The sequence below is a fragment of the Microbacterium sp. BDGP8 genome, assembly GCF_029991045.1.
In the GTDB taxonomy this organism is placed as follows: domain Bacteria; phylum Actinomycetota; class Actinomycetes; order Actinomycetales; family Microbacteriaceae; genus Microbacterium; species Microbacterium plantarum.
In genome coordinates this window covers 3,047,808-3,066,598 of sequence record NZ_CP120712.1, presented here as the reverse complement: position 1 = coordinate 3,066,598, position 18,791 = coordinate 3,047,808, and the positions used below count along the sequence as shown (strand labels likewise).

The following is an 18,791-nucleotide window of genomic DNA, read 5'->3' as shown; positions in this document are numbered from 1 at the left end:
GTCCCGCTCAGATCGCGAACCGCTCGCCGATCATCTCGAGCGAGGCATCCCACAGACGCGGTCCGTCGGTGAGGTCGCGGAACGGCGCCCAGAACTCCTGGCGACGCGGTGCACCCGCGATGACGCGACGTGGGCCGTAGAACTCGTCGCCGCGGGAATCGGGGCCGGCTGCCGCGACCAGCGCGGGCTCCGCCGCGCCCGGCACGGTGCCGGCGAGCCCCACGCGCGAGAGCGCGACGATCAGCGCCCGGCCCGGAGACGCCTTCGCCCGGCCCATCCCGGGCTGCGCCGCGAGCAGATTCGTCGGGCTGACGCCGGGGTGTGCGATGTTGCTCGACACGCCCCATCCGCCGGCGCGGCTGCGCGCGTCGAGCTCGCGGGCGAAGAGGGCGACGGCGATCTTCGACTGCCGGTACGCGGCCATGTCGTCGTAGCCGCGCCGCCAGTCGAGGTCGTCCCAGTTCAGCCCGCCCGAGCGGGCCGCGACGCTCGTCTGGTGCGTCACGCGCGCTCCGCCGGCGCGCAGCAATGGCAGCAGTCCGAGGGTGAGCGCCACGTGGCCGAGGTGGTTCACGCCCCATTGCAGCTCGAAGCCTTCCGCGGTGGGTCGCCGTGAGCCGGGGTGCATCACACCGGCGTTGTTGACGAGCAGATCGACGGGTCGGCCCGCCGCCACGAGGTCGCGCGTGAACGCGGCGACCGAGTCGAGCGAGGCGAGATCGAGCGGACGCGTCGTGACCTCGGCGCCCGGCACGGCACGGCGGATGCCGTCGAGGGCTGCCTCGGCTTTGGCGGGGGACCGTGCCGGCAGGACGACGGTCGCTCCGGCGGCCGCCAGCCGTGTCGCGATCACCCGGCCGATGCCGTCGGTCGCGCCGGTGACGACGGCGAACCGTCCATGCAGGTCGGAGAGGGGAGCGGTGCCGCGGGTCATGGTTCCTCCATCGTTCGCGCGGACCGGGCGGTCCGCTCGTCCCATGCTGATCGCGGCGCGCGGCGGCATCCAGAGCCGGCTCATCCACTGATCGTCAGGTCGCCCCTGCGCCGGCGCCGATGACGGCCAGCAGCTGCAGCTTGTCGTGACTCTCGCTCCCGGGCGCCGCGGTGTAGACGAGCAGGCGGTGCGACTGATCGGGGTCGAGGAGGGTCTGACACTGCAGCTCGAGCGCGCCGACCTCCGGATGCCGGAACCGCTTGACCTCGGGCGGAGCGATGCCGACCTGCTGGGCATCCCAGAGAGAGCGGAACTCCGCGCTGCGTTCTCTGAGCGACGCCGCCAGCGCGGCCGCGCGCGACGACGGGCCGCGCCGTGCCACGATCTCGCGCAGACCTCCCGCGTACACCCGGGAGAGGACCTGATACTCCGCCGCGTCGTACGACTCTCGCGCCGACGGGTCGGTGAACCAGCGGTAGCCGAGGCTGCGGGCATCTCCCGTGTGCCGGGTCGCATCGCCGACGAGAGCGATGCTCAGCGGCGTCTGGCGCAGGGTCTCGCCGAGCTCTGTCACGATCTCCGCCGGAGTGTCGTGCAGCCGATCGAGGATGCGCAGCAGACCCGGGCTGACGTGATCGCTCGCGGGCCCGCGAGGGGGCGGCGCGTGTCCGGCAAGTCGGAAGAGGTGGTCGCGCTCGCCGAGCGTCAGATGCAGCCCCTGTGCGATCGCGGCGAGCATCTGCTCCGACGGGCGGGGCCCGTTGCCGCGCTCGAGACGGGCGTAGTAGTCCGTCGACATGTTGCAGAGGGCGGCGACCTCCTCGCGGCGCAGCCCCGGAGTCCGGCGGCGCTCGCCCCGCTGCAGCCCGACATCCGAGGGCTGCAGCGCCTCTCGCCGCATCCTCAGGAATGCGGCGAGCGTGTCTCGATCGATCATGTGTCCTTCGCCTTCCCGGTCACGCGGTGCGGCCTCTGTTCTACCGGTCGGGGGGCCTCGCAGCCAGGACCTGCTGCTCCACCCCTCGCCGCCCGTCGGCGGTGCTGCGTACGCCTTCGCTCAGGTGGTGCTCGCCGTCACCGACTGATCGCGGATCTCCTCCTCGGGAATGACATCCGCTGGCGCGGCTACATCGCAGTGGCGATGTGCCGAGGCTGAGAGATCGAGACGATCGGTGGGTGCCACGGTCGAGAAACATGACAGCAGCAGGTCCGGAGCGGAAGAGCCGCCGTCGTCGGCGGCGTCTGGTCGGCGCGACCGTCGCGGTGGGTGCGCTCGCGGCGGTGACAGTCGTCGGCGTCTTCGCACTCGACGTCTACGGCCCCCGGTTCGGCGTCTACCTGGTTCCTCCGTCGGTGCAGAAGTACGCGGAGATCGCCGTCGAGCGGCTCGACCGCGGCTATCACACCGACAGCGCCGAGTGGCCGCCGGTTCGCGCCGCGCTCCTCGAGGCCGCGGCGCATGCTTCAACGTACGCCGAGCTGTATCCCGCTCTCGGGGAGGCGGTCGCGGTCGCCGGCGGGCCGCACTCGCGCTTCATCCCCTCGGGCGAGGAGCGATCCGCCGAGGCGACCGCGTCCGTGCCGGCGCCGACGGTGAGTTCCGAGGGCGGCATCACCACGGTCGTGCTGCCGGAGATGCTCTCCACGGATGCGGACGACCAGGACGCGTACGCGATCACCGTCGCAGACGGGATCGACCGGGCTGCGGCGGGCACGTGCGGTTGGCTCGTGGACCTTCGCGGCAACGTCGGCGGCAACATGTATCCGATGCTCTCGGGGGTGACGGCGCTGCTTCCTGACGGGCCGGCGCTGTCGTTCCGCGACCGGCACGGCAGTGACGCCGTCGTGACGGTGCGGCCGAACGGGGTGGCACTGGGCGAGAACGTCTTCGTGGACGTCGGCGACCGAGCGAAGGCGACCGGAGTGCCCGTCGCGGTGCTGCAGGACGACAGAACGGCATCGAGCGGCGAGTCCGTGCTCGCATCCTTCCGCGGAGTCGACGGTGTCCGCACGTTCGGCACGCCCAGCGCAGGCTACACGTCGGCGAATGCGAGCACGACGCTCTACGACGGGGCCACGCTCGTGCTCACGGAGAGTGCTTACGTCGACCGGACCGGTCGCAACCACGACGAGCAGAGCATCGACCCGGACCAGCCGGCGACGGCATCCGCGTCAGAAGACGAAGCGCGCGCGTGGCTTCGCGAGCAAGGATGCGGTGGATGATCCGCGCCTTTCGCTGACGCTTACTGGCGCTGGCGCTGGCTCACCGGAAGCCACAGCATCGTCTGCTCGTGGATGATGAACCCGCCGGGAGGAGTGTCCGGCTCGTCAGCCTCCATCGCTCCGCCGCGTGAGCGGAGTTCGTCGATCGCGGCGCTGCGCCGCCTGACCAACTCGGCCACATCCGTGCGCCCGTCGAGATCGCGCATCAGCTCGGCCGTCATCCGATCGCGCTCGACGGCGATCTCGGCTGCCACGTCCAAGTGCGCCAACTCGACCCCGTTGTCGATGTCTGTGGTCATCGAGCCACCGCGTGCCCTCATGAGCCGGACGACGATCGCTGCGATCGCTGCGATCACAGCGCCCAGAAGATAGAGCATCCGGATGCCCCCGTCGGTTACCACCCAGGCCACGGCCGCGGCGGCGATCACGAGGACTGCGAGCAACGTGCTCTGCAGAGCGACCGGTCGCCCGAGCGGTCGGCCACCGGCAGCCGCCACGGCCGCCAGAGCCCCGATCCCCACGACGACGCTGACGATCCCGCCGGGAACCACCGTGTTCTCGATTCCGAGGCGGATGCCGTTGAGCATGCCGATCGGCAGCACCGAGAGCAGCAGCAAGACGAACACGACGCGCAGGATCACTCCGCTGTGCGGGTCACGTGCGCCGAAGCGCTCACGAAGATGTGCTGTGACGCTGCGCCGTGCGGCGTTGCTGGCCGCGGCACCCTCGTGCCAGAGCCGGTCGACCAGGTCGCCCAGGCCCGCCGAGCGCAGAACCGCGGCGTCGACGTCCGCCCGAGTGAGGCGCTGGTGGGGCCGTGCGCCGAAGTCCAGGCCGGCCAGGCCGTTGGGAGACGAATCGGGACGAGATTCAGGCATCTGCCACCTCGATGCTCGCGAGCAGCTCTTCGGCCAATGGCATCGCGAGAGCCGATGCAGCAGGCGGGAGGGGCGACATCTGCGCGACGGCGAGCCTCCCGCCGAGCGCGAAGATGTACATCGCCCGGACGGTCTGGATGACGCGTGGTGCGCCCTCGTTGGGTCCATCGTCGATGACAATCGTCAACCGCCAGGCAGGCATCCCATGGAGCTCGAAGGGAACCGCCACGGGCTCCCACGCCGAGGGGGTGGCGGCCAGAGCGATTCGAACCGCGTCGGACTCGTGCGTGACGGCGGGCAGTCCCGGGACCAGCAGGGTGAGCGCGGCGTAGAGGCCGGCATCGGGTTCGCACAGCAGCAGGACGGAGCCGGACTGGGCAGCCTCGCGAGTGAGGACGGCCAGCTCGGCCGCCGTGAGGATGTCGCGGATGACCGACTCGTCGCGCCCCTCGCACAGATCGTTGAGCCATGGCAGAGCATGCTCGCGATCAGGTACAGCCGACCAGATCCTGCTGTCGGCCGACAGCGACAGCTCAGGCACGTCGTTCCCAACGCACGGTCGAGACGATCGCATGACTCAAGGCCGTCATAGCGGAGATCCCCTCCTCGTCGACTGCAGCTGAATCTGCCGCCGCCAGCATCTCCGCACGCAGGAGCAGACCGTGCGCCGGCTGGTCGGGGACGGGTAGCAGGTAATTCAGGGCGGTCGTGGATATCTGACCGTTCGTCACCGTCACGTTCTCGTTACTACGCCAATGCAGGATTCCGGCGATGTCTCCGAGCGGGGCGGCCCCGCGAGCTGCGATCAGCTGTGCGCCGACCTCCATGATGGACCGGCCGAGCGGCGCGTCCATCCGTGACGCGGTGATCGATAGCGGCAGATAGTCATCGGGAGTGACGTCGACCTGCGCGAACACGCGGATGACGTTCCCCTTGGCCGCAGACGACGTCATGGTCTCGAACAGCTCCTCGAGCTGCGGCGCCAGCACGGCTCGCTGCGCCCCCGGGAGGGCCCGCAGTGAGCGCGTGGCCCGCTCGCGCAGCTCTTCCCCACTGGGCGCGAATGAGCCCCACCCGCCCGGGAGCACCAATGCGAAGCCCGGAACCTGTGGCGACGCGCCGACAAGTTCGGCTCGGAGCGACATCTATGACCTTTCTGGCGGAGGTACGCGGTCGAGCCTATCGAGCCTGCGGGGCCGGGCCCGCCAGCACCGACTTGGCATTCTGTCCGAGGCCAGCGAATTGCTGGATAGCCTGCATCGAGCCCCAGAAGCCCTCGGCAAGGGTCGACGGCATCGTCCCCGGCGCGAAACCCCCGAGATTGCGGAGGCTGTTACCCCAGTTGCCGGTCCACTCGATGGTCTGCCACGCCGCCTTCGGACCGAGAAACAGCCGGAACATGTTGCGGGTGTTCATGCCGTGGTTTGCGAATGCATCCGGCAAACGGGTGCGAAACAGGAGGTCGTCGATCTGTGCGAAGCCGGCGCGGGCATCGATGAACTCCGAGAACGTGAGGCGCATCGTCCGGGTGAACCGAGAGACGTCTCCGGCCGCATCGAACAGGGTCGTCACTTTCGCGAGCTTCCCGAACGGGAGGACCCCGAAGATCGCGAGCCCCACTTCACCCCACGAGCCGCGCCCGGTGTGCAGCCGCGCAAGCTCGCCGAGGAGCGAGATCACGCCGATGATGGCCGCCGCTGCTGCCGCGATCGCCGCCAACGGTCCCGTGACGACCAGTGCGACGACGAAGAGGATGACGCCGACGATCGCCAGGACGAACAGCATCCCCTCGATGAATGGCATGGCGTTGTCCCAGAACCCGTCGGAGACGCCGTCCTCGTTCACGCGCTCCAGACGATCGACGGCGCGGTCATACGCCGCTTCCCACGACTCGACGGGTGCGTCGTAACGCGACCAGTAGCTCTCGAAAGTATCGAGCGCGTTGTCGAAGGCAGCCTGCTCGCCTGCCGTGGACGGGCGCGGACCGAGTTGCTCGACGTCGTTGCGCTCGTCGCGTTCGTAGTCGCGAACCTCGCCTTCGGCGCTCTCCAGCGACCGCGAGGCGGCGTTGACCTCCGCCCATGCCGCGGCGGCGTTGTCGACCAGCGTGTCGGTGCTGGACTGCACCTCCTCGAGGGCGCCGGCGTACCAGACCAGCGCTTGCCCGCTGGGACGGTAGCGGGACGCCGCCGTGGAGAGATCTGCGTGCACCTCTTTCGCCTGATCGCGGATCGAGGTGAACGAGTCGCCGCGGCCAACCGTGCCGTCTGCGAACAGCTCGAGCGTGCGAGCGGCCGACGCCATCTTGTCGCCGAGCTCCTGGATCGCTTCGCCGCGTGTCTTGATGCTTCCCGGGGCGCCTGCGATTTTCTCGAGTCGGCGGCCTCCGGGAGTCGCCGGCATCGATTCGGACTGGTAGCGGTAGTCGTCGTGGCTCATCATTCGCTCGATTCCAGGGACGCCGCGAGCTCGAGGTCGACCTCAGCCCATGCCTCGCGGCTGTCGTCGATTCGCTTCTTCATCTCTTCCAGGTGACGACGCTGCGTCTCCCGCTTGTCGTTCCATTCGGACTCGAAGGCGCTGGCCGCCGCGGCGAGCGTGCCGTCCCCCCGCGGCCGGTCGATCGCCTGTTCGAGAAGGTTCGTCTCGGACCCGGCGTCCGCGTACTCGGCGATGATCAGCGCGAGTGCCGTGCTGAGCTCTTCCATCGATGCAAGCGGAATCTCTACCCCGTCGCCTGCCATGTCGTCCCCCTGTTGTCCGTGAACATCGTCCTGCGCGCCGCCTAGCGTATGCGTGGTCGTGGCTTCGGTGCCATGGGGAGTTCTCCCCATGACTCCGGCGATGCCGCGCGGGGAGGAGACTGATGGCATGGTCCGTCAGCTCAGCGCGCGTCGTCTCGCCGTCGCGGTCGCTCTCGCCTCGCTCGCGGGGTACCTCGACGGCTGCGGCTTCATCCTGCTGGGCGGCTACTTCGTCTCGTTCATGACCGGCAACACCACCCGCCTGGCGGTCGACCTCGCGCACGTCGATTGGTCGGCCGCGGGCCTCGCGGCTGCGCTCATCACAGCGTTCGTCATGGGCGTCATGGCGGGCACCGCGCTCACCTCGCCGGCATCCGACCGCACCGTGCACATCCTCGGCGTCATCACCGCCTCCGCGGCGCTCGCGGCCGCGCTGGCTCCCACGACCGCGCCCGCCGCCGCCGGGTCGCTGCTGGCGTTCGGGATGGGGGCGGCCAACACCGTGCTGGCGCAACGACAGGATGTCGCGTTCGGGGTCACCTACATGACTGGAGCGCTGGTCAAGGTCGGCCAGGGCGTCGTGCGGGCGCTGCGCGGCGGGGACCGCTGGGGCTGGTCCCGTCACCTGCTCATGTGGGCGGCCGTCGCCGCGGGGGCGGTGGCGGGAGGCCTCGCCTCGTCGCTTCTCGCGTCGAGCGCGTTGTGGATCGCCACGGGTGCTGCCGGCGTGCTCACGGCGGCTGCGGCCGTGTTCCGGATGCGGCGCGGTCGGGCGCGGACCCCATAATGCTTCGCCCGCTCGGGCACCAGCCCTTTCCGCCGGATCCGCGCCGCCCCTAGCGTTGAGGCATGGCGCGCGACGACGAACAGCCGGAGGACCTCTACACCGCCCCGATCACCCTCCCGGGTGCGGCAGGCGCCGACGGCGAAGACACTGATCTCGAAGTTCCCGAGATCAGCTACGACGAACAGCGCTACCCGGCACGCCCGCGACGACTGCGGCCGCGCGACCAGTTCCGCGGCGGCAGCGTCCGCCGCAACATGACCGACCCGCGGACCGCGAACGGAAGCAACCCCTCGTACGTCGAGTGGCTCGTGCGGCAGTCGATGCTCAAGGATGCCGACGTGCTGGCGCGTCAGCTGTCGGGGCAGCCCGCCATGTGGCGGAATCCGTACGCCCGCCCCGACGCACGGCGCGCGATCTCGACGACGGACGTGTGGTTCACCGCCTATCCGATCTCGCTCATCACCCGCCCGGGGCAGTCGTTCCTCGCCGCCCTCGGCGACGACGCGCTGTGGTCGGTGTTCGAGCGCATCGGCATCACCGCGATCCACACGGGCCCGGTGAAGCGGGCCGGCGGTATCACCGACTGGCGAGAGACGCCCAGCGTCGACGGTCACTTCGACCGCATCAGCACGTCGATCGATCCCACATTCGGCACCGAGGAGGAGTTCCGGACCCTCTGCGACGTCGCCGACGCGCACGGCGGCAGCGTGATCGACGACATCGTGCCGGGTCACACCGGCAAGGGTGCGGACTTCCGCCTAGCCGAGATGGGCTTCAAGGACTACCCCGGGATCTACCACATGGTCGAGATCCCGCCGGAGGACTGGCACCTGCTGCCCGACGTCCCCGAGGGATACGACAGCGTCAACCTCGACCCCGCGAACGAGCACGAGCTCGCCGAACGCGGTTACATCATCGGAGCGATGCAGCGGGTCATCTTCTACACCCCGGGGGTGAAGGAGACGAACTGGAGCGCCACGGCGCCCGTCATCGGCCCCGACGGCGCGACCCGGCGCTGGGTCTACCTGCACTACTTCAAGCAGGGTCAGCCGTCGATCAACTGGCTCGACCCGACCTTCGCCGGCATGCGGCTGGTCATCGGCGACGCGCTCCACTCGCTCGGAGAGCTCGGCACCAGCGCGCTGCGCCTCGACGCCAACGGCTTCCTCGGTGTCGAGAAGAGCGCGGAGGGCCTTCCCGCCTGGTCGGAGGGGCACCCCCTCTCGCACGCGGCGAACCACATCATCGCGGGCATGGTCCGCAAGGTCGGCGGCTTCACCTTCCAGGAGCTGAACCTGACGATCGAGGACATCCGCGACACCGGAGCGGTGGGCGCCGATCTCTCGTACGACTTCATCGGACGCCCGGGCTACCACCACGCCCTGGCGACCGGTCAGACGGAGTTCCTCCGTCTCGCGCTGACCTCGTCGCTCGAGCTCGGCGTCGCGCCGGTGCAGCTCGTGCACGGCATGCAGAACCACGACGAGCTCACCTACGAGCTCGTGCACTGGGCGACGCGGCACGGCGACGACGAGTACCGCTTCCGCGGACGCGACATCACGGGCGGCGAGCTCGCGGAGGAGATCCGCGCAGACCTCACCGAGCACCTCACGGGCACGGCCGACTACAACCGCGTGTTCACGCAGAACGGCATCGCGTGCACGACGACGTCGCTCATCGCGGCATCCCGCGGCATCGCGCGCCTCGACGACATCACCGACGCCGACGTTCCCGGCATCCGCGACGCCCACCTGCTGCTGTGCGCGTACAACGCCTGGCAGCCCGGGGTCTTCGCCCTGTCGGGCTGGGATCTCGTCGGCATGCTGACGGTGCCCGCCGACGAGGTCGCCGACCTGCTGGGCGCGGGGGACACCCGCTGGATCGAACGGGGCGCGCACGACCTGCTCGACGCCGACCCGACCGCCACGCGCTCGGCATCGGGGATGCCGCGCGGCCGCGCCCTCTACGGAGCGCTGCCCGCGCAGCTCGACGATCCGGACTCGTTCGCGTCGCGGCTGTCGGGCATCCTCGACCTGCGCCGCGAGCACGGCATCGCGACCGCGTCACAGGTCGACATCCCCGAGGTCGCCCATGCCGGGATGCTCGTGCTCGTGCACCGGCTCGACGAGGGCGATCCTTACGCGGACGCCGCGATGCAGGTGACGGTGCTGAACTTCTCGCCCGAGCCGACGGAGGGCACCGTGCGCTCCGAGCAGCTTGTACCCCGCAGCGAGGTCTACGACGCCGCGTCGGGCGAGACCATCGGGCGCGTCGACGACCTGCAGAGCTTCAGCGTCTCGCTGCCCGGCTACGGCGCGAAGTTCCTGGTGCTCCGCGCTCCCGAGCCCGTCGAGGACTGAGTCCGCGATACATCCGTCGGATCGGTGGTGCTGGTGTCGCCCCGGCGGGCCGTTCGGTAGACACGGGCACCGTCGGACCGACGAACGTATCGGCGCATCCGCCGGGGGCGGCGCCGCAGCCCGGCTCAGGCCAGGGCGGCGTCGATCCCGGCCAGCGGCACGGGCAGCCAGTCCGGTCGGTTCCGCGCCTCGTATATGGACTCGTACACGGCCTTGTCGAGCACGAGAGCGCGCAGCAGCACCGGGTCGAGGTCGATCGCGCCGGGTGCGGCGCCATAGGCCTCGATGAAGGCTGCGCGGCAGGCCGACGCCCATCCGATCGGGTCGGGGCCGTCGCCGACCGCGCCGGCGTAGTCGAACGACCGCAGCATCCCGGCGACATCTCGCGGCGGCAGATCAGGGATGGCGCGCTCGGCCATGGGCCGCAGCGGCTCGCCCTCGAAATCGACGATGCGCCAGCCCCCGGCCGGAACTGCCAGCACCTGCCCGAGGTGGAGGTCGCCGTGGATGCGCTGGAGCCGCGGCCACGGGCGTGCGAGAGCCGCGTCGTACACGGCTCCGATCGCGTCCACGCGATCGGCCACGGCCGGAACCTCGTTGGCGGCGATCGACAGCCGTCGGCGCCATGCGGCTCCGGTCGCCGTAACCTGCTCCGCCGCGGCCTCCGTCGAATCGAGGGCTGCGCCGAGCGCGCCGTGCACGCCGGCGACCGCGATGCCGAGATCACGGGCCGCGTCGGTGAAATCGCGATCCTCGCGGGCGGCCTCGAGAGCTACGGCCCAGCCGTCGCGGACGCCGCGGAGGAACTCCTGGGCGAACCCGAGCGTGCCGCGAGCTGCGCCCGAGTCGCGCCCGATGTCGGGCCATTCGGCGTCGAGGCTCCCGAAGAAACGCGGGACGAAGGGCGAGCCGGCGTCGCTCAGCACACGCTGCACGGTCACGTCGGGGTTCTCGCCGTGGTGGAGGGTCCGGAAGAGCTTGAGGATGATCGTCGGCTCGCCGTCGACGTCGTAGACGATCGAGGTGTTCGACTGCTCGCCCGTCAGCACGCGGGAGTCGGTCACGCGCGAGACGTCCACGCCCATCTCGGCCAGCGTCCCGATGGTGAACCCGGTGTGCTTCGCGGCGTCGACGAGGTAGTCGTCGCCGTCACGGGCGACCACGTCGTCGCCGTCCGCCGGAGCCGACACGCGGGCGAGCGGCACGTTGTAGAGCGTCGGCAGTGCGCCGGCGTCGTCCATGAGGAGGTAGCGCGTCGCCCCGCCGGGGGCGGGTTGCGCGTCGAGGATGCGGAATCGCGGTTCGTGACTCTTGCCGGCATACCACCGCTGTCGCGCCGCCCAGGCGCCGAGCTCGTCTGTCAATCGCACGGTCCCACACTGTCGGTTCGGAATCTCCGGGCAAAAGGGCTGGACGCGCGCGGGGGAGAGGCGTAATGCTCTGTTCCAACGCCGGCCCGCACATTCGCAGCGACGCGACCGATAGTGACCGGTGGAGCGGGGCACCCGAGAACCCCGCCCGCGGAGAGAGTATGTCCCTGCATGGCACGGTGAGCACGCGGATGCGGCGCGCCCGCCGCATCCGCGTCATGGTCGGTCTCGGGTTGATCGCCGTGATCGCGACCCTCGTCTTCGTTCAGGTGGCCACGGGGTGGCATCTGCGGCAGTTGCGGGTTCTCGCCTTCGCCGGGATCGTGGTGGTCGTCCTGCTCGCCGCGTTCGTCGCCGTGACGTTCGCGAACGGACGCCGCACGTCCGCACGCGCGGACGACGCCGACGGGATGCCGCACCCGCGTCTCGACGTCTAGGGGCGCGCCCCGGTCCCGAGGCCGGCCGGATCATCGATGAGGGGCGCGGGGCGGTTCGTCGCCGCATCGACGATGGGCGCGCGCATCACGGTGGCCGCGGCAATGGCCATGAGCACGGCGCCGAGAGCGTAGGGCGCCGCGTGTGCGACGACGGCGTAGAGCACGCCCGCGAGGATCGGGGCGATCGTGCCCATCGCCGCGGTGAGCGACTGGGTGACTCCGCCGAGCCAGCCCTGCTCGTGCGGACCGACCGCGTTCGACATGACACCGTCGAGCGCGGCCTGCGATGCCCCTTGCCCGGCGGCGAGCGCGAGGGCGCCGAGGACGAAGAGCCAGGGCTGCGCGATGAGTGAGGCGACGACGGCGAGGGCGACGAGCCCGGCTGCCTGGGCGGCGATGCCGGCGACGATGACGCCGCGTTCACCCATCCGGGGCAGCAGGAAGCCGAGAAGGACGCCCTGGACGACGATGTCGATCACACCGACGACGGCGATCAAGAGCCCGATGGCCGTCGGACCCCATCTGATCGAGTCGAGCGCGAGCACGCTGAAATTGTTGACGAAGAAGCCGAAGGGGAGGGCGAGGAGCGCGAACGCGATGAGCAGTCCGCGGAGCTCCGGGCGGACGAAGGCGCGGCGGAACACCGCGAACGGGTTGAGGTCCGATGCCGCGATCGCGGGGATGCGATTTCTGCGTTCGAGGCTCTCGGGCAGGAGGAAGACGCTGAGGGTCGCGATGAGGAACGAGATCCCGGCGGTCACGAAGACGGGCAGGGCGAGGTCGACCGCAGCGAGAAGACCGCCCAGGGCGGGGCCGACCATGGTGCCGATCCCGGAGAGGGCGCCCAGGAGGCCGAATCGCTGCGCGCGCTTCTCGGGTGGGGTGATGTCGGCGAGGTAGGCGAACAGCGCGGGCAGGTCTCCGGCCGTCGCCCCCTGGATGACGCGCGCGAGCAGCAGAACCCAGATCGCGCCGCCGATGCCGAAGAGAAGCATGCTCACCGCGGCCCCGAACGACGCGACGATGATCACCGGGCGGCGACCGAACCGATCGGACAGGCGACCGAGGAAGGGGGCCGCGATGAAGGCGCACAGCCCGTTGACGGCTTCGAGCGCGCCCACCCAGAGCGCGAGGTCTCCCTCGCCGGAGACGTAGCGCAGCACGACGAACGGGAGCACGGGGAGGACGACGGTCATGCCTGCCGTCGTGAGCGTCGTGAGCAGGATGAGCATCACCCATCGGCGGTCGGCGCCGGCGGGCTGCGGGCGCGAGAAAACTGAAGTCATACCGAAACTGTATCGATACCAGGTTTGGTGTCAATACAGTTTTTCGTGCTCGCCGCCTAGGATCGACCTCATGAACGACACTGCGCCGCCGGGACGCCGCGAGCGCAAGAAGGCGGCCACGCGCAAACGGATCTCGGACGTCGCGACGATGATGTTCCTCGAGCGGGGTTTCGACGACGTCAGCATCCGTGAGATCGCCGACGCGGCCGATGTCTCTCCGACGACCGTCTTCGCGCACTTCAGTCAGAAGGAGGCGCTGGTCTTCGACGAAGACGACGAACAGCGCGAGCGCCTCGTCGCGGCCGTCCGGGACCGCCCCCCGGGAACGTCGATCTCCCGATCGATCCGTGACTACTACGCCCGTGAGATCCGCGCCGGGGCCGCCGAGCACGGCGATGACGTGGCGCGCGTGTTCATGGACTTCCTCAACGCCACGCCCGCGCTGCGCGATTACGCCGCGCGCATGTGGCTGCGCCACGAGGAGGCGCTCGCCGAGGCGGTCGCCGCAGAGCTCGGCGAGGCGCAGCCCGACCCCTACATCCGTGCGTTCGCGCGGTTCGTGCTCCAGATCCAGACGATGGTGAACGAGAGCGACGATCCCGAGGCGACGCTCGATGCCGGGTTCGCTGTGCTCGAGAACGGCTGGGCGGGTTTCGAACGGCGAGGTGAGGGGCGGTGAGCCGTCGCAAGTCGCTCGTGAACACCGTCGCCGACGATCTGCTCGACCGGATCATCGGGGGACGCTTCGCCCCGGGCGATGCCCTGCCGACCGAGGCGGAGATCGGCGACGAGTTCGACGTCAGCCGCGTGACCGTGCGCGAAGCGCTCCGCACCCTGTCGGCGCGGGGCATCGTGCGGGTGGTGTCGGGGGTGGGGTCCCGCGTGGCTCCGGTCGAAGAGTGGAGCTCGGTGTCCGACGCTCTCCGGTTTCGGGCCGCACACGGTGATGACGCCCTGGTGGCGGAACAGCTCATCTCGACGCGCCGGATCATCGAATGCGAGGCAGCGGCTCTCGCTGCGCCGCTCATCGACGGCGCCGCCCTGGCGGAGTGCGCGGCGTGCATCGACGAGATGGTCGCGGGAGCGACCGCGGCCGATGTCGATCGCTTCGTGGACGCCGATCTGCGCTTCCACGCCGTGATCCTCCGCGCCTCGGGCAACCTGTTCCTCGCCGTGCTGCTCGCGCCCCTGACCGAAGTGCTCGCCGAGCGCCGGACGCAGACGTCGCGGGTGCCGGAGATCCAGCAGCACGCGATCGCTGAGCATCGCGGAGTCCTCGAGGCGTTGCGGACGGGCGACCCGGATGCCGCGAGGGCGGCGATGGGCCAGCACCTGCAGCAGACGCTCGACGACTTCCGCCGCTACGTCGCAGGGTGAGCGCGCCTCACTCCGATTCCGGTTCGTCGTCGTCCACCGGCACCTCGTGACGCTGCTCCCACACGTCGGCCGCGTCGGCCTCCGTGCTCGGGGCGGGAATCTCGGGGGCCGCGCTGTCGTCGGCCGTGGCCGGCAGCTGCTGTTCCTCGGCGTCGGCGACAGGAACCTCGGTGCCGTGCTTTCGCTCGATGTCGGGCATGTCTGACTCCTCGCGTTCGTGGTACCGGGTGACCAGTGATGCCAGCGTGCGATCCGCGAGGGGGTTGGCGCAAGCCCCGGGGCGATCTCGTCTCCGATGTTGACGGCGATGCCCGGCTGCTGCATGCTGTCATACAGCTGACAGCAGCCGTCATCGGCTGACCTCACTCGACGACGAGGAGAACACGTGGCCCCCACGGTGCCCCTGCCCGATCTGCCGGCCGTCTCGCGCCCCGACCTCGATCTCCTGGCGGAGCGCATGGCCGACGGTCGTCGTGTGTTCGTCGTCCTCGACGACGATCCGACCGGGACGCAGTCAGTCGCCGACCTGCCGGTGCTCGGCGCGTGGGACGTGGCCGATTTCGCGTGGGCGTTCTCGTCCGGCGCTCCCGCGGTGTACGTCCTGACCAACTCGCGCAGCCTCGCGCCGGCGGAGGCCGAGCGCATCAACCGTGAGGTCGTGCGGGCGGCACTCGCGGCCGCGGAGACAGCGCGCGTGCGCGTCGACTTCGTCAGCCGCAGCGATTCGACGCTCCGCGGGCATTTCCCGCTCGAGCCCGACACCATCGCCGACGAGATCGGTCGCTCCGGGGCGCTCGCTCCGACGAACGTCGTCGTCGTGCCCGCCTTCCCGGATGCTGGTCGCGTGACGGTCCGCGGCGTCCACGGCATCCTGTCGGACGAGGGCTTCACTCCCATCGGCGAGACGGAGTTCGCCCGCGACTCGACCTTCGGCTTCCGTGCATCGCGGCTGGCGGACTGGGTGGCGGAGAAGACGGGCGGCGCCATCCCGGCTGCGGACGTCGTCGAGGTCACGGTCGATGACCTCCGCGCGGGGACGGCAGCCGTGGCGGCGGTGCTGCGCGCCGCCCCGGCGGGGGCTCCCATCGTGGCCGATGCGGTCGTGGAGGAGGACCTCGTCGAGCTGGCGCTCGGTCTCGAGGCGGTGGAGGCCGAAGGCCGATCGTTCGTCTACCGGGTGGGACCGCCCTTCGTCCGAGCCCGCATCGGCCAGCGCCGCCAGCCGCCCGTCGACGCCGCCGAGCTGAGCGTCGACCATGCGACCCGCGGGGGACTGGTCGTCGTCGGCTCGCACGTCGGTCTCACCAGCCGCCAGCTCGCCGACCTCGTGCGTCGCCGCCCGCTCGAGGCGGTCGTGGAGCTCGACGTCCCGCGACTGCTCGATCCCTCCGAACGGCGAGCCGAACTCGACCGCGCCTGCGCGACCATCGCCACCGCGCTGCTGCGCGGCGATGTCGTGCTGCACACCAGCCGCACGCTCGTCCGCACCGACGACCCCGACGAGAGCCTCGACATCTCCCGTCAGGTCTCGGGAGCCGTCGTCGAGGTCGTCCGAACGGTCGTCGCACGGGTCACGCCCCGTTTCGTGATCGCGAAGGGCGGCATCACCTCGAGCGACGTCGCCACGCGCGGGCTCGAGATCCGGCGCGCGCGGGTCCGCGGTTCGCTCTTCCCCGGCATCGTGTCCGTCTGGGAAGCAGCCGACGGGCCAGCATCCGGAATCCCCTACATCGTGTTTGCCGGCAACGTCGGCGACGACGGGTCGCTCACCGCCGCTGTCGAGCGGCTCTCGCTGACGCTCGCACATTCCGCCTGAGACGAAGGAGCACGGTCGAAATGAACGACAACACCACGGTTGCGGTACTGGGGCTCGGCGCTATGGGCCTGCCGATGGCCGCCCGCCTGGCGGAGACTTTCCGTGTCCGCGGCTTCGACATCGCCCCCACCCGGCTCGCACTGGCCGCTGAAGCGAACGTGACCCCGGCTGCTTCCGCCGCGGAGGCTGCGGCGGGTGCGCAGGTCGTCCTGGTGGCGGTGCGCGACTCCGCTCAGCTCGCGGATGTCCTGTTCGGGGATGCCGGCATCGTCGACGCCCTCGCCGAGGGAGCGGTCGTCGTTCTCACGAGCACCGTCGGAACCGACGGGGTCGCCGACGTCGCGGCCTCGCTCGCGCAGCGGGGCATCGGCCTCGTCGACGCCCCGCTGAGCGGTGGCCCGGTCCGGGCGCGAGAGGGCGATCTGCTGATCGTCGTCGGGGCCGACCCCCGAGCCCTCGCGGTCGCGAGGCCCGTCCTGGAGGCGCTCGCGTCGACGCTCACCATCGTGGGCGAGCGCGCCGGCGACGGTCAGGCGCTGAAGACCGTCAACCAGCTGCTGTGCGGTGTGCACATCGCTGCAGCCGCCGAGGCGCTCGCGCTCGCCGACCGCCTGGGGCTCGACCTCGAACGCACACTCGAGGCGCTGCAGGTCGGGGCCGCCGCGTCGTTCATGCTCGGAAACCGCGGCCCGCGCATGCTGCAGGCCTGGGACGACGAGGGCGCCGAGGTGCTCAGTCGCCTCGACATCTTCGTCAAGGACATGGGCATCGTCGGCGCCGCCGCGCGGCGGGCGGGACTCCCGGCGCCGCTCGCCGCTGCGGCCGAGCAGAGCTACCTCCTCGCACAGGCTCAGGGCCTCGGTGAGGCGGACGATTCCGCCGTGATCCGGCTCTCCGCCCCTGCGCGCCGCGGCTGAGGCCGATCTTGCGGATTTCTTGCGGTTGCTCGGTGTGCGCGTTGCGTATTCCTTGCGGTCGATCGCCGAACATCGAAGAACACCCGGTCACGGGGACGTTGCCCGAACGACGTCCCCGGGCCGGGTTCTCTCGTTGAGTGCTTTTCGCGGAACGCGCAAGTGCCTCGGCTTCTGGGGCCCGTCGGCCTAGCGTCGAGGAATGAGCGATCAGAGCATCCCCACACCCGACGAGCCGACCTTCCCCGCCCCCGCCGAGCCGACCGTTCCCGTTCCCGCCGAGCCGACGGCGCCGGCGCCCGTCGAGCCGTCGGCCCCGACTCCGCCGGCGTCGCCGGAGCCCGCGGCCGAGACGCCGGGTGCGACCGACACGCTGGGCGGCACCGAGGGCGGCGGCGAGGGCTCGCCGGTCAAGGATCCCGACACGTGGGTCACCGGCGATGAGCCCATGACGGGCCCGCAGCGGAGTTACCTCGACACGCTGGCGCGCGAGGCGGGCGAAGAGTTGCCGGGCACCCTCACCAAGGCCGAGGCATCCGAGCAGATCGACCGCCTGCAGGACGCCACGGGGCGCGGCGCGTAACTACGACCCGGCGTCCGCGTTCCCCTGCGGACGAGCCGACCGCACACGGAACCACAGGCTCAGCTCCCGGGCGGCGCGCAGCGTCGCGCTCGGGTCGTCCGAGCCCTCGAGGTCGTCGAAGGTGTCGCGGAACCCCGTCGGGGCGTCGCCCGTCGTCTCGGCGATCGGCTGATAGCCCATCGTCCACTCGCGGAACTCGCGGTGGGCGATGGGCTGCTCGATGAGGACCCGCATGTCGGAGTGGCGGGAGTCCTGCCGGATGGTCGCGAGCAGATCGCGGACGGCGGGCTCGGGTCCCTCGAGCACCTGCACGAACCGGCCGCCGCGGTACAGCAGCATCCCGGTCAGGTCTCGCGCCGCGTTGGACGCCCGGCTCTGCGCGAGGAGCGCCGCCAGGTCGTCGTCGCCGAAGGGCGCGCGGGCGTTGCTCGTGTAGAGGATCGAGAGCAGGCCCTCGGAGGTCGAGGTCATCGGATCTCCCGGAGTTCGATGGGCGGTTCTTCGGCCGCGATGCCGGGCGTCGCTCGCAACGCGAGCGTGCGCATCGCCGCGGTCAGGTCGGAGAACGATCCGGCGCAGGCCGACCGTGAGTCGTAGGCGAGGTACCGGCCGTCGGGCTGCCGGTCGATGTAACCCACGAACTCGCCGGTGCGGCTTCCGACGTGGAACCCGTCCTCGACGCGAGCCCAGACGATCCCGGTTCCGGTCACCGGGCGGCCTCGGGCCGGGGCACCCACACGAGGGCTCCCGCTGCAATGAAGGTCGCCGCGCCGGCGACGTGCGCGGCCAGCCAGACCGGCTGGTCGAGCGAGAAGGGGTACACCGGGTTCCACAGCACCGCGATAGCCGCCATCGGCAGCGCCCACCACCACTGCCGCGCCTGGATCGCGAACCACGCGATGATGAGCGCGAGGATCGCGACGACGAACGTGATGACCATCGCGAACTCGCCACCGATGAGCGGGATTCCGGCCACGAGCGCAGCGGCCCCGAGGATGCCGGGGGCGAGCGCGTTGCGCTGGCGCAGCGGCGGGTCGGCGGGGCGGGCGGATCTCGAAGCCATGCGGACGTTTCTCTCGGGA

General features: G+C 70.7%; 22 protein-coding genes. 9 read left to right on the top strand and 13 right to left on the bottom strand.

Translation table 11 applies throughout. The annotated features are described in order from the left end of the window. Positions 1 to 7 precede the first annotated feature (7 nt). A complete protein-coding gene (locus tag P6897_RS14750) occupies positions 8 to 934 on the bottom strand; it encodes an SDR family oxidoreductase (protein ID WP_274179298.1) in 927 nt (308 codons plus the stop codon). A gap of 94 nt (positions 935 to 1,028) precedes the next feature. Further along, entirely contained in the window at positions 1,029 to 1,871 is an 843-nt protein-coding gene (locus P6897_RS14745; protein ID WP_282501619.1) for a helix-turn-helix transcriptional regulator, read from the bottom strand. 257 nt (positions 1,872 to 2,128) lie between these two features. Between P6897_RS14745 and P6897_RS14740 the strand changes: the two genes are divergently transcribed. Continuing rightward, the gene (locus tag P6897_RS14740; RefSeq protein ID WP_282501617.1) at positions 2,129 to 3,157 is read left to right on the top strand and encodes a S41 family peptidase; all 1,029 of its coding nucleotides are present in this window, start codon (positions 2,129 to 2,131) and stop codon (positions 3,155 to 3,157) included. A 20-nt stretch (positions 3,158 to 3,177) separates the two neighbouring features. On the opposite strand, the gene P6897_RS14735 is transcribed toward P6897_RS14740, so the two are convergent. From P6897_RS14735 to P6897_RS14715, 5 genes are read right to left on the bottom strand one after another with little or no spacing between them, the layout of a single operon-like run. Further along, on the bottom strand, positions 3,178 to 4,035 hold the full coding sequence (locus tag P6897_RS14735) for a hypothetical protein (protein ID WP_282501616.1): 858 nt from the start codon (positions 4,033 to 4,035) through the stop codon (positions 3,178 to 3,180). Then, positions 4,028 to 4,576 carry a hypothetical protein gene (locus P6897_RS14730; protein ID WP_274179294.1) on the bottom strand — a complete coding sequence of 183 codons (549 nt, stop codon included), beginning with the start codon at positions 4,574 to 4,576 and terminating at the stop codon, positions 4,028 to 4,030. The genes P6897_RS14735 and P6897_RS14730 overlap by 8 nt, the downstream gene beginning before the upstream one ends. Next, positions 4,569 to 5,180: a hypothetical protein gene (locus P6897_RS14725; RefSeq protein ID WP_274179293.1), complete on the bottom strand. Its 612-nt coding sequence runs from the start codon at positions 5,178 to 5,180 to the stop codon at positions 4,569 to 4,571. Before P6897_RS14725 ends, P6897_RS14730 begins: the two co-directional genes overlap by 8 nt. Before the next feature lie 34 nt (positions 5,181 to 5,214). After that, the gene (locus P6897_RS14720; RefSeq protein WP_282501615.1) at positions 5,215 to 6,477 is read right to left on the bottom strand and encodes a hypothetical protein; all 1,263 of its coding nucleotides are present in this window, start codon (positions 6,475 to 6,477) and stop codon (positions 5,215 to 5,217) included. After that, positions 6,474 to 6,779: a hypothetical protein gene (locus P6897_RS14715; protein WP_274179291.1), complete on the bottom strand. Its 306-nt coding sequence runs from the start codon at positions 6,777 to 6,779 to the stop codon at positions 6,474 to 6,476. The genes P6897_RS14720 and P6897_RS14715 overlap by 4 nt, the downstream gene beginning before the upstream one ends. 127 nt (positions 6,780 to 6,906) lie before the next feature. Between P6897_RS14715 and P6897_RS14710 the strand changes: the two genes are divergently transcribed. Both P6897_RS14710 and treS read left to right on the top strand, forming a co-directional pair. Further along, positions 6,907 to 7,566 (top strand): DUF1275 family protein, encoded by a 660-nt coding sequence (locus P6897_RS14710; protein WP_274179290.1) that lies wholly within the window; start codon positions 6,907 to 6,909, stop codon positions 7,564 to 7,566. Positions 7,567 to 7,628: 62 nt separating this feature from the next. Beyond that, positions 7,629 to 9,926, top strand: a complete 2,298-nt coding sequence (treS, locus tag P6897_RS14705; protein ID WP_274179289.1) for a maltose alpha-D-glucosyltransferase — start codon at positions 7,629 to 7,631, stop codon at positions 9,924 to 9,926. 125 nt (positions 9,927 to 10,051) lie between these two features. On the opposite strand, the gene P6897_RS14700 is transcribed toward treS, so the two are convergent. Next, positions 10,052 to 11,296 (bottom strand): phosphotransferase, encoded by a 1,245-nt coding sequence (locus P6897_RS14700; protein WP_282501613.1) that lies wholly within the window; start codon positions 11,294 to 11,296, stop codon positions 10,052 to 10,054. Between the two features lie 161 nt (positions 11,297 to 11,457). Here P6897_RS14700 and P6897_RS14695 point away from each other — a divergent pair, with 161 nt between their 5' ends. Next, positions 11,458 to 11,733, top strand: a complete 276-nt coding sequence (locus P6897_RS14695) for a hypothetical protein (protein ID WP_282501612.1) — start codon at positions 11,458 to 11,460, stop codon at positions 11,731 to 11,733. Here the strand turns inward: P6897_RS14695 and P6897_RS14690 are convergent. Beyond that, positions 11,730 to 13,019, bottom strand: coding sequence for an MFS transporter (locus tag P6897_RS14690; RefSeq protein ID WP_282501610.1), 1,290 nt, complete (start codon positions 13,017 to 13,019; stop codon positions 11,730 to 11,732). The genes P6897_RS14695 and P6897_RS14690 overlap by 4 nt on opposite strands. A 70-nt stretch (positions 13,020 to 13,089) precedes the next feature. Between P6897_RS14690 and P6897_RS14685 the strand changes: the two genes are divergently transcribed. Both P6897_RS14685 and P6897_RS14680 read left to right on the top strand, forming a co-directional pair. Next, entirely contained in the window at positions 13,090 to 13,698 is a 609-nt protein-coding gene (locus P6897_RS14685) for a TetR/AcrR family transcriptional regulator (protein WP_282501608.1), read from the top strand. Next, positions 13,695 to 14,396 (top strand): FadR/GntR family transcriptional regulator, encoded by a 702-nt coding sequence (locus P6897_RS14680; RefSeq protein ID WP_282501606.1) that lies wholly within the window; start codon positions 13,695 to 13,697, stop codon positions 14,394 to 14,396. The genes P6897_RS14685 and P6897_RS14680 overlap by 4 nt, the downstream gene beginning before the upstream one ends. A gap of 7 nt (positions 14,397 to 14,403) precedes the next feature. Here P6897_RS14680 and P6897_RS14675 read toward each other — a convergent pair whose 3' ends face one another. After that, a complete protein-coding gene (locus tag P6897_RS14675; RefSeq protein ID WP_274179284.1) occupies positions 14,404 to 14,595 on the bottom strand; it encodes a hypothetical protein in 192 nt (63 codons plus the stop codon). A gap of 186 nt (positions 14,596 to 14,781) precedes the next feature. On the opposite strand from P6897_RS14675, the gene P6897_RS14670 reads away from it, so the two are divergent. From P6897_RS14670 to P6897_RS14660, 3 genes are all read left to right on the top strand, one after another. Further along, the gene (locus P6897_RS14670) at positions 14,782 to 16,212 is read left to right on the top strand and encodes a four-carbon acid sugar kinase family protein (RefSeq protein ID WP_282501605.1); all 1,431 of its coding nucleotides are present in this window, start codon (positions 14,782 to 14,784) and stop codon (positions 16,210 to 16,212) included. Positions 16,213 to 16,232: 20 nt separating this feature from the next. After that, complete coding sequence (locus P6897_RS14665; protein WP_282501604.1) at positions 16,233 to 17,129, top strand: NAD(P)-dependent oxidoreductase; 897 nt, start codon at positions 16,233 to 16,235, stop codon at positions 17,127 to 17,129. Between the two features lie 370 nt (positions 17,130 to 17,499). Next, the gene (locus P6897_RS14660) at positions 17,500 to 17,709 is read left to right on the top strand and encodes a DUF3072 domain-containing protein (protein WP_274179344.1); all 210 of its coding nucleotides are present in this window, start codon (positions 17,500 to 17,502) and stop codon (positions 17,707 to 17,709) included. Here P6897_RS14660 and P6897_RS14655 read toward each other — a convergent pair whose 3' ends face one another. Genes P6897_RS14655 through P6897_RS14645 form a run of 3 tightly spaced genes read right to left on the bottom strand, consistent with a single transcriptional unit; the run spans position 17,710 to position 18,772 of the window. Continuing rightward, positions 17,710 to 18,180, bottom strand: a complete 471-nt coding sequence (locus tag P6897_RS14655) for a BLUF domain-containing protein (protein WP_282501603.1) — start codon at positions 18,178 to 18,180, stop codon at positions 17,710 to 17,712. Next, on the bottom strand, positions 18,177 to 18,419 hold the full coding sequence (locus P6897_RS14650) for a hypothetical protein (RefSeq protein ID WP_274179280.1): 243 nt from the start codon (positions 18,417 to 18,419) through the stop codon (positions 18,177 to 18,179). The genes P6897_RS14655 and P6897_RS14650 overlap by 4 nt, the downstream gene beginning before the upstream one ends. Next, on the bottom strand, positions 18,416 to 18,772 hold the full coding sequence (locus P6897_RS14645) for a DUF6804 family protein (protein ID WP_274179279.1): 357 nt from the start codon (positions 18,770 to 18,772) through the stop codon (positions 18,416 to 18,418). Before P6897_RS14645 ends, P6897_RS14650 begins: the two co-directional genes overlap by 4 nt. Positions 18,773 to 18,791 lie beyond the last annotated feature (19 nt).

Excerpts from the sequence above, each read along its gene's own strand:
- P6897_RS14740 (WP_282501617.1), top strand. The coding sequence starts at position 2,129 with ATGACAGCAGCAGGTCCGGAGCGGAAGAGCCGCCGTCGTCGGCGGCGT.
- P6897_RS14745 (WP_282501619.1), bottom strand. The coding sequence starts at position 1,871 with ATGATCGATCGAGACACGCTCGCCGCATTCCTGAGGATGCGGCGAGAG.
- P6897_RS14645 (WP_274179279.1), bottom strand. The coding sequence starts at position 18,772 with ATGGCTTCGAGATCCGCCCGCCCCGCCGACCCGCCGCTGCGCCAGCGC.
- P6897_RS14675 (WP_274179284.1), bottom strand. The coding sequence starts at position 14,595 with ATGCCCGACATCGAGCGAAAGCACGGCACCGAGGTTCCTGTCGCCGAC.
- P6897_RS14695 (WP_282501612.1), top strand. The coding sequence starts at position 11,458 with ATGTCCCTGCATGGCACGGTGAGCACGCGGATGCGGCGCGCCCGCCGC.
- P6897_RS14690 (WP_282501610.1), bottom strand. The coding sequence starts at position 13,019 with ATGACTTCAGTTTTCTCGCGCCCGCAGCCCGCCGGCGCCGACCGCCGA.
- P6897_RS14655 (WP_282501603.1), bottom strand. The coding sequence starts at position 18,180 with ATGACCTCGACCTCCGAGGGCCTGCTCTCGATCCTCTACACGAGCAAC.
- P6897_RS14710 (WP_274179290.1), top strand. The coding sequence starts at position 6,907 with ATGGTCCGTCAGCTCAGCGCGCGTCGTCTCGCCGTCGCGGTCGCTCTC.
- P6897_RS14685 (WP_282501608.1), top strand. The coding sequence starts at position 13,090 with ATGAACGACACTGCGCCGCCGGGACGCCGCGAGCGCAAGAAGGCGGCC.
- P6897_RS14735 (WP_282501616.1), bottom strand. The coding sequence starts at position 4,035 with ATGCCTGAATCTCGTCCCGATTCGTCTCCCAACGGCCTGGCCGGCCTG.
- treS (WP_274179289.1), top strand. The coding sequence starts at position 7,629 with ATGGCGCGCGACGACGAACAGCCGGAGGACCTCTACACCGCCCCGATC.
- P6897_RS14665 (WP_282501604.1), top strand. The coding sequence starts at position 16,233 with ATGAACGACAACACCACGGTTGCGGTACTGGGGCTCGGCGCTATGGGC.
- P6897_RS14720 (WP_282501615.1), bottom strand. The coding sequence starts at position 6,477 with ATGATGAGCCACGACGACTACCGCTACCAGTCCGAATCGATGCCGGCG.
- P6897_RS14715 (WP_274179291.1), bottom strand. The coding sequence starts at position 6,779 with ATGGCAGGCGACGGGGTAGAGATTCCGCTTGCATCGATGGAAGAGCTC.
- P6897_RS14750 (WP_274179298.1), bottom strand. The coding sequence starts at position 934 with ATGACCCGCGGCACCGCTCCCCTCTCCGACCTGCATGGACGGTTCGCC.
- P6897_RS14725 (WP_274179293.1), bottom strand. The coding sequence starts at position 5,180 with ATGTCGCTCCGAGCCGAACTTGTCGGCGCGTCGCCACAGGTTCCGGGC.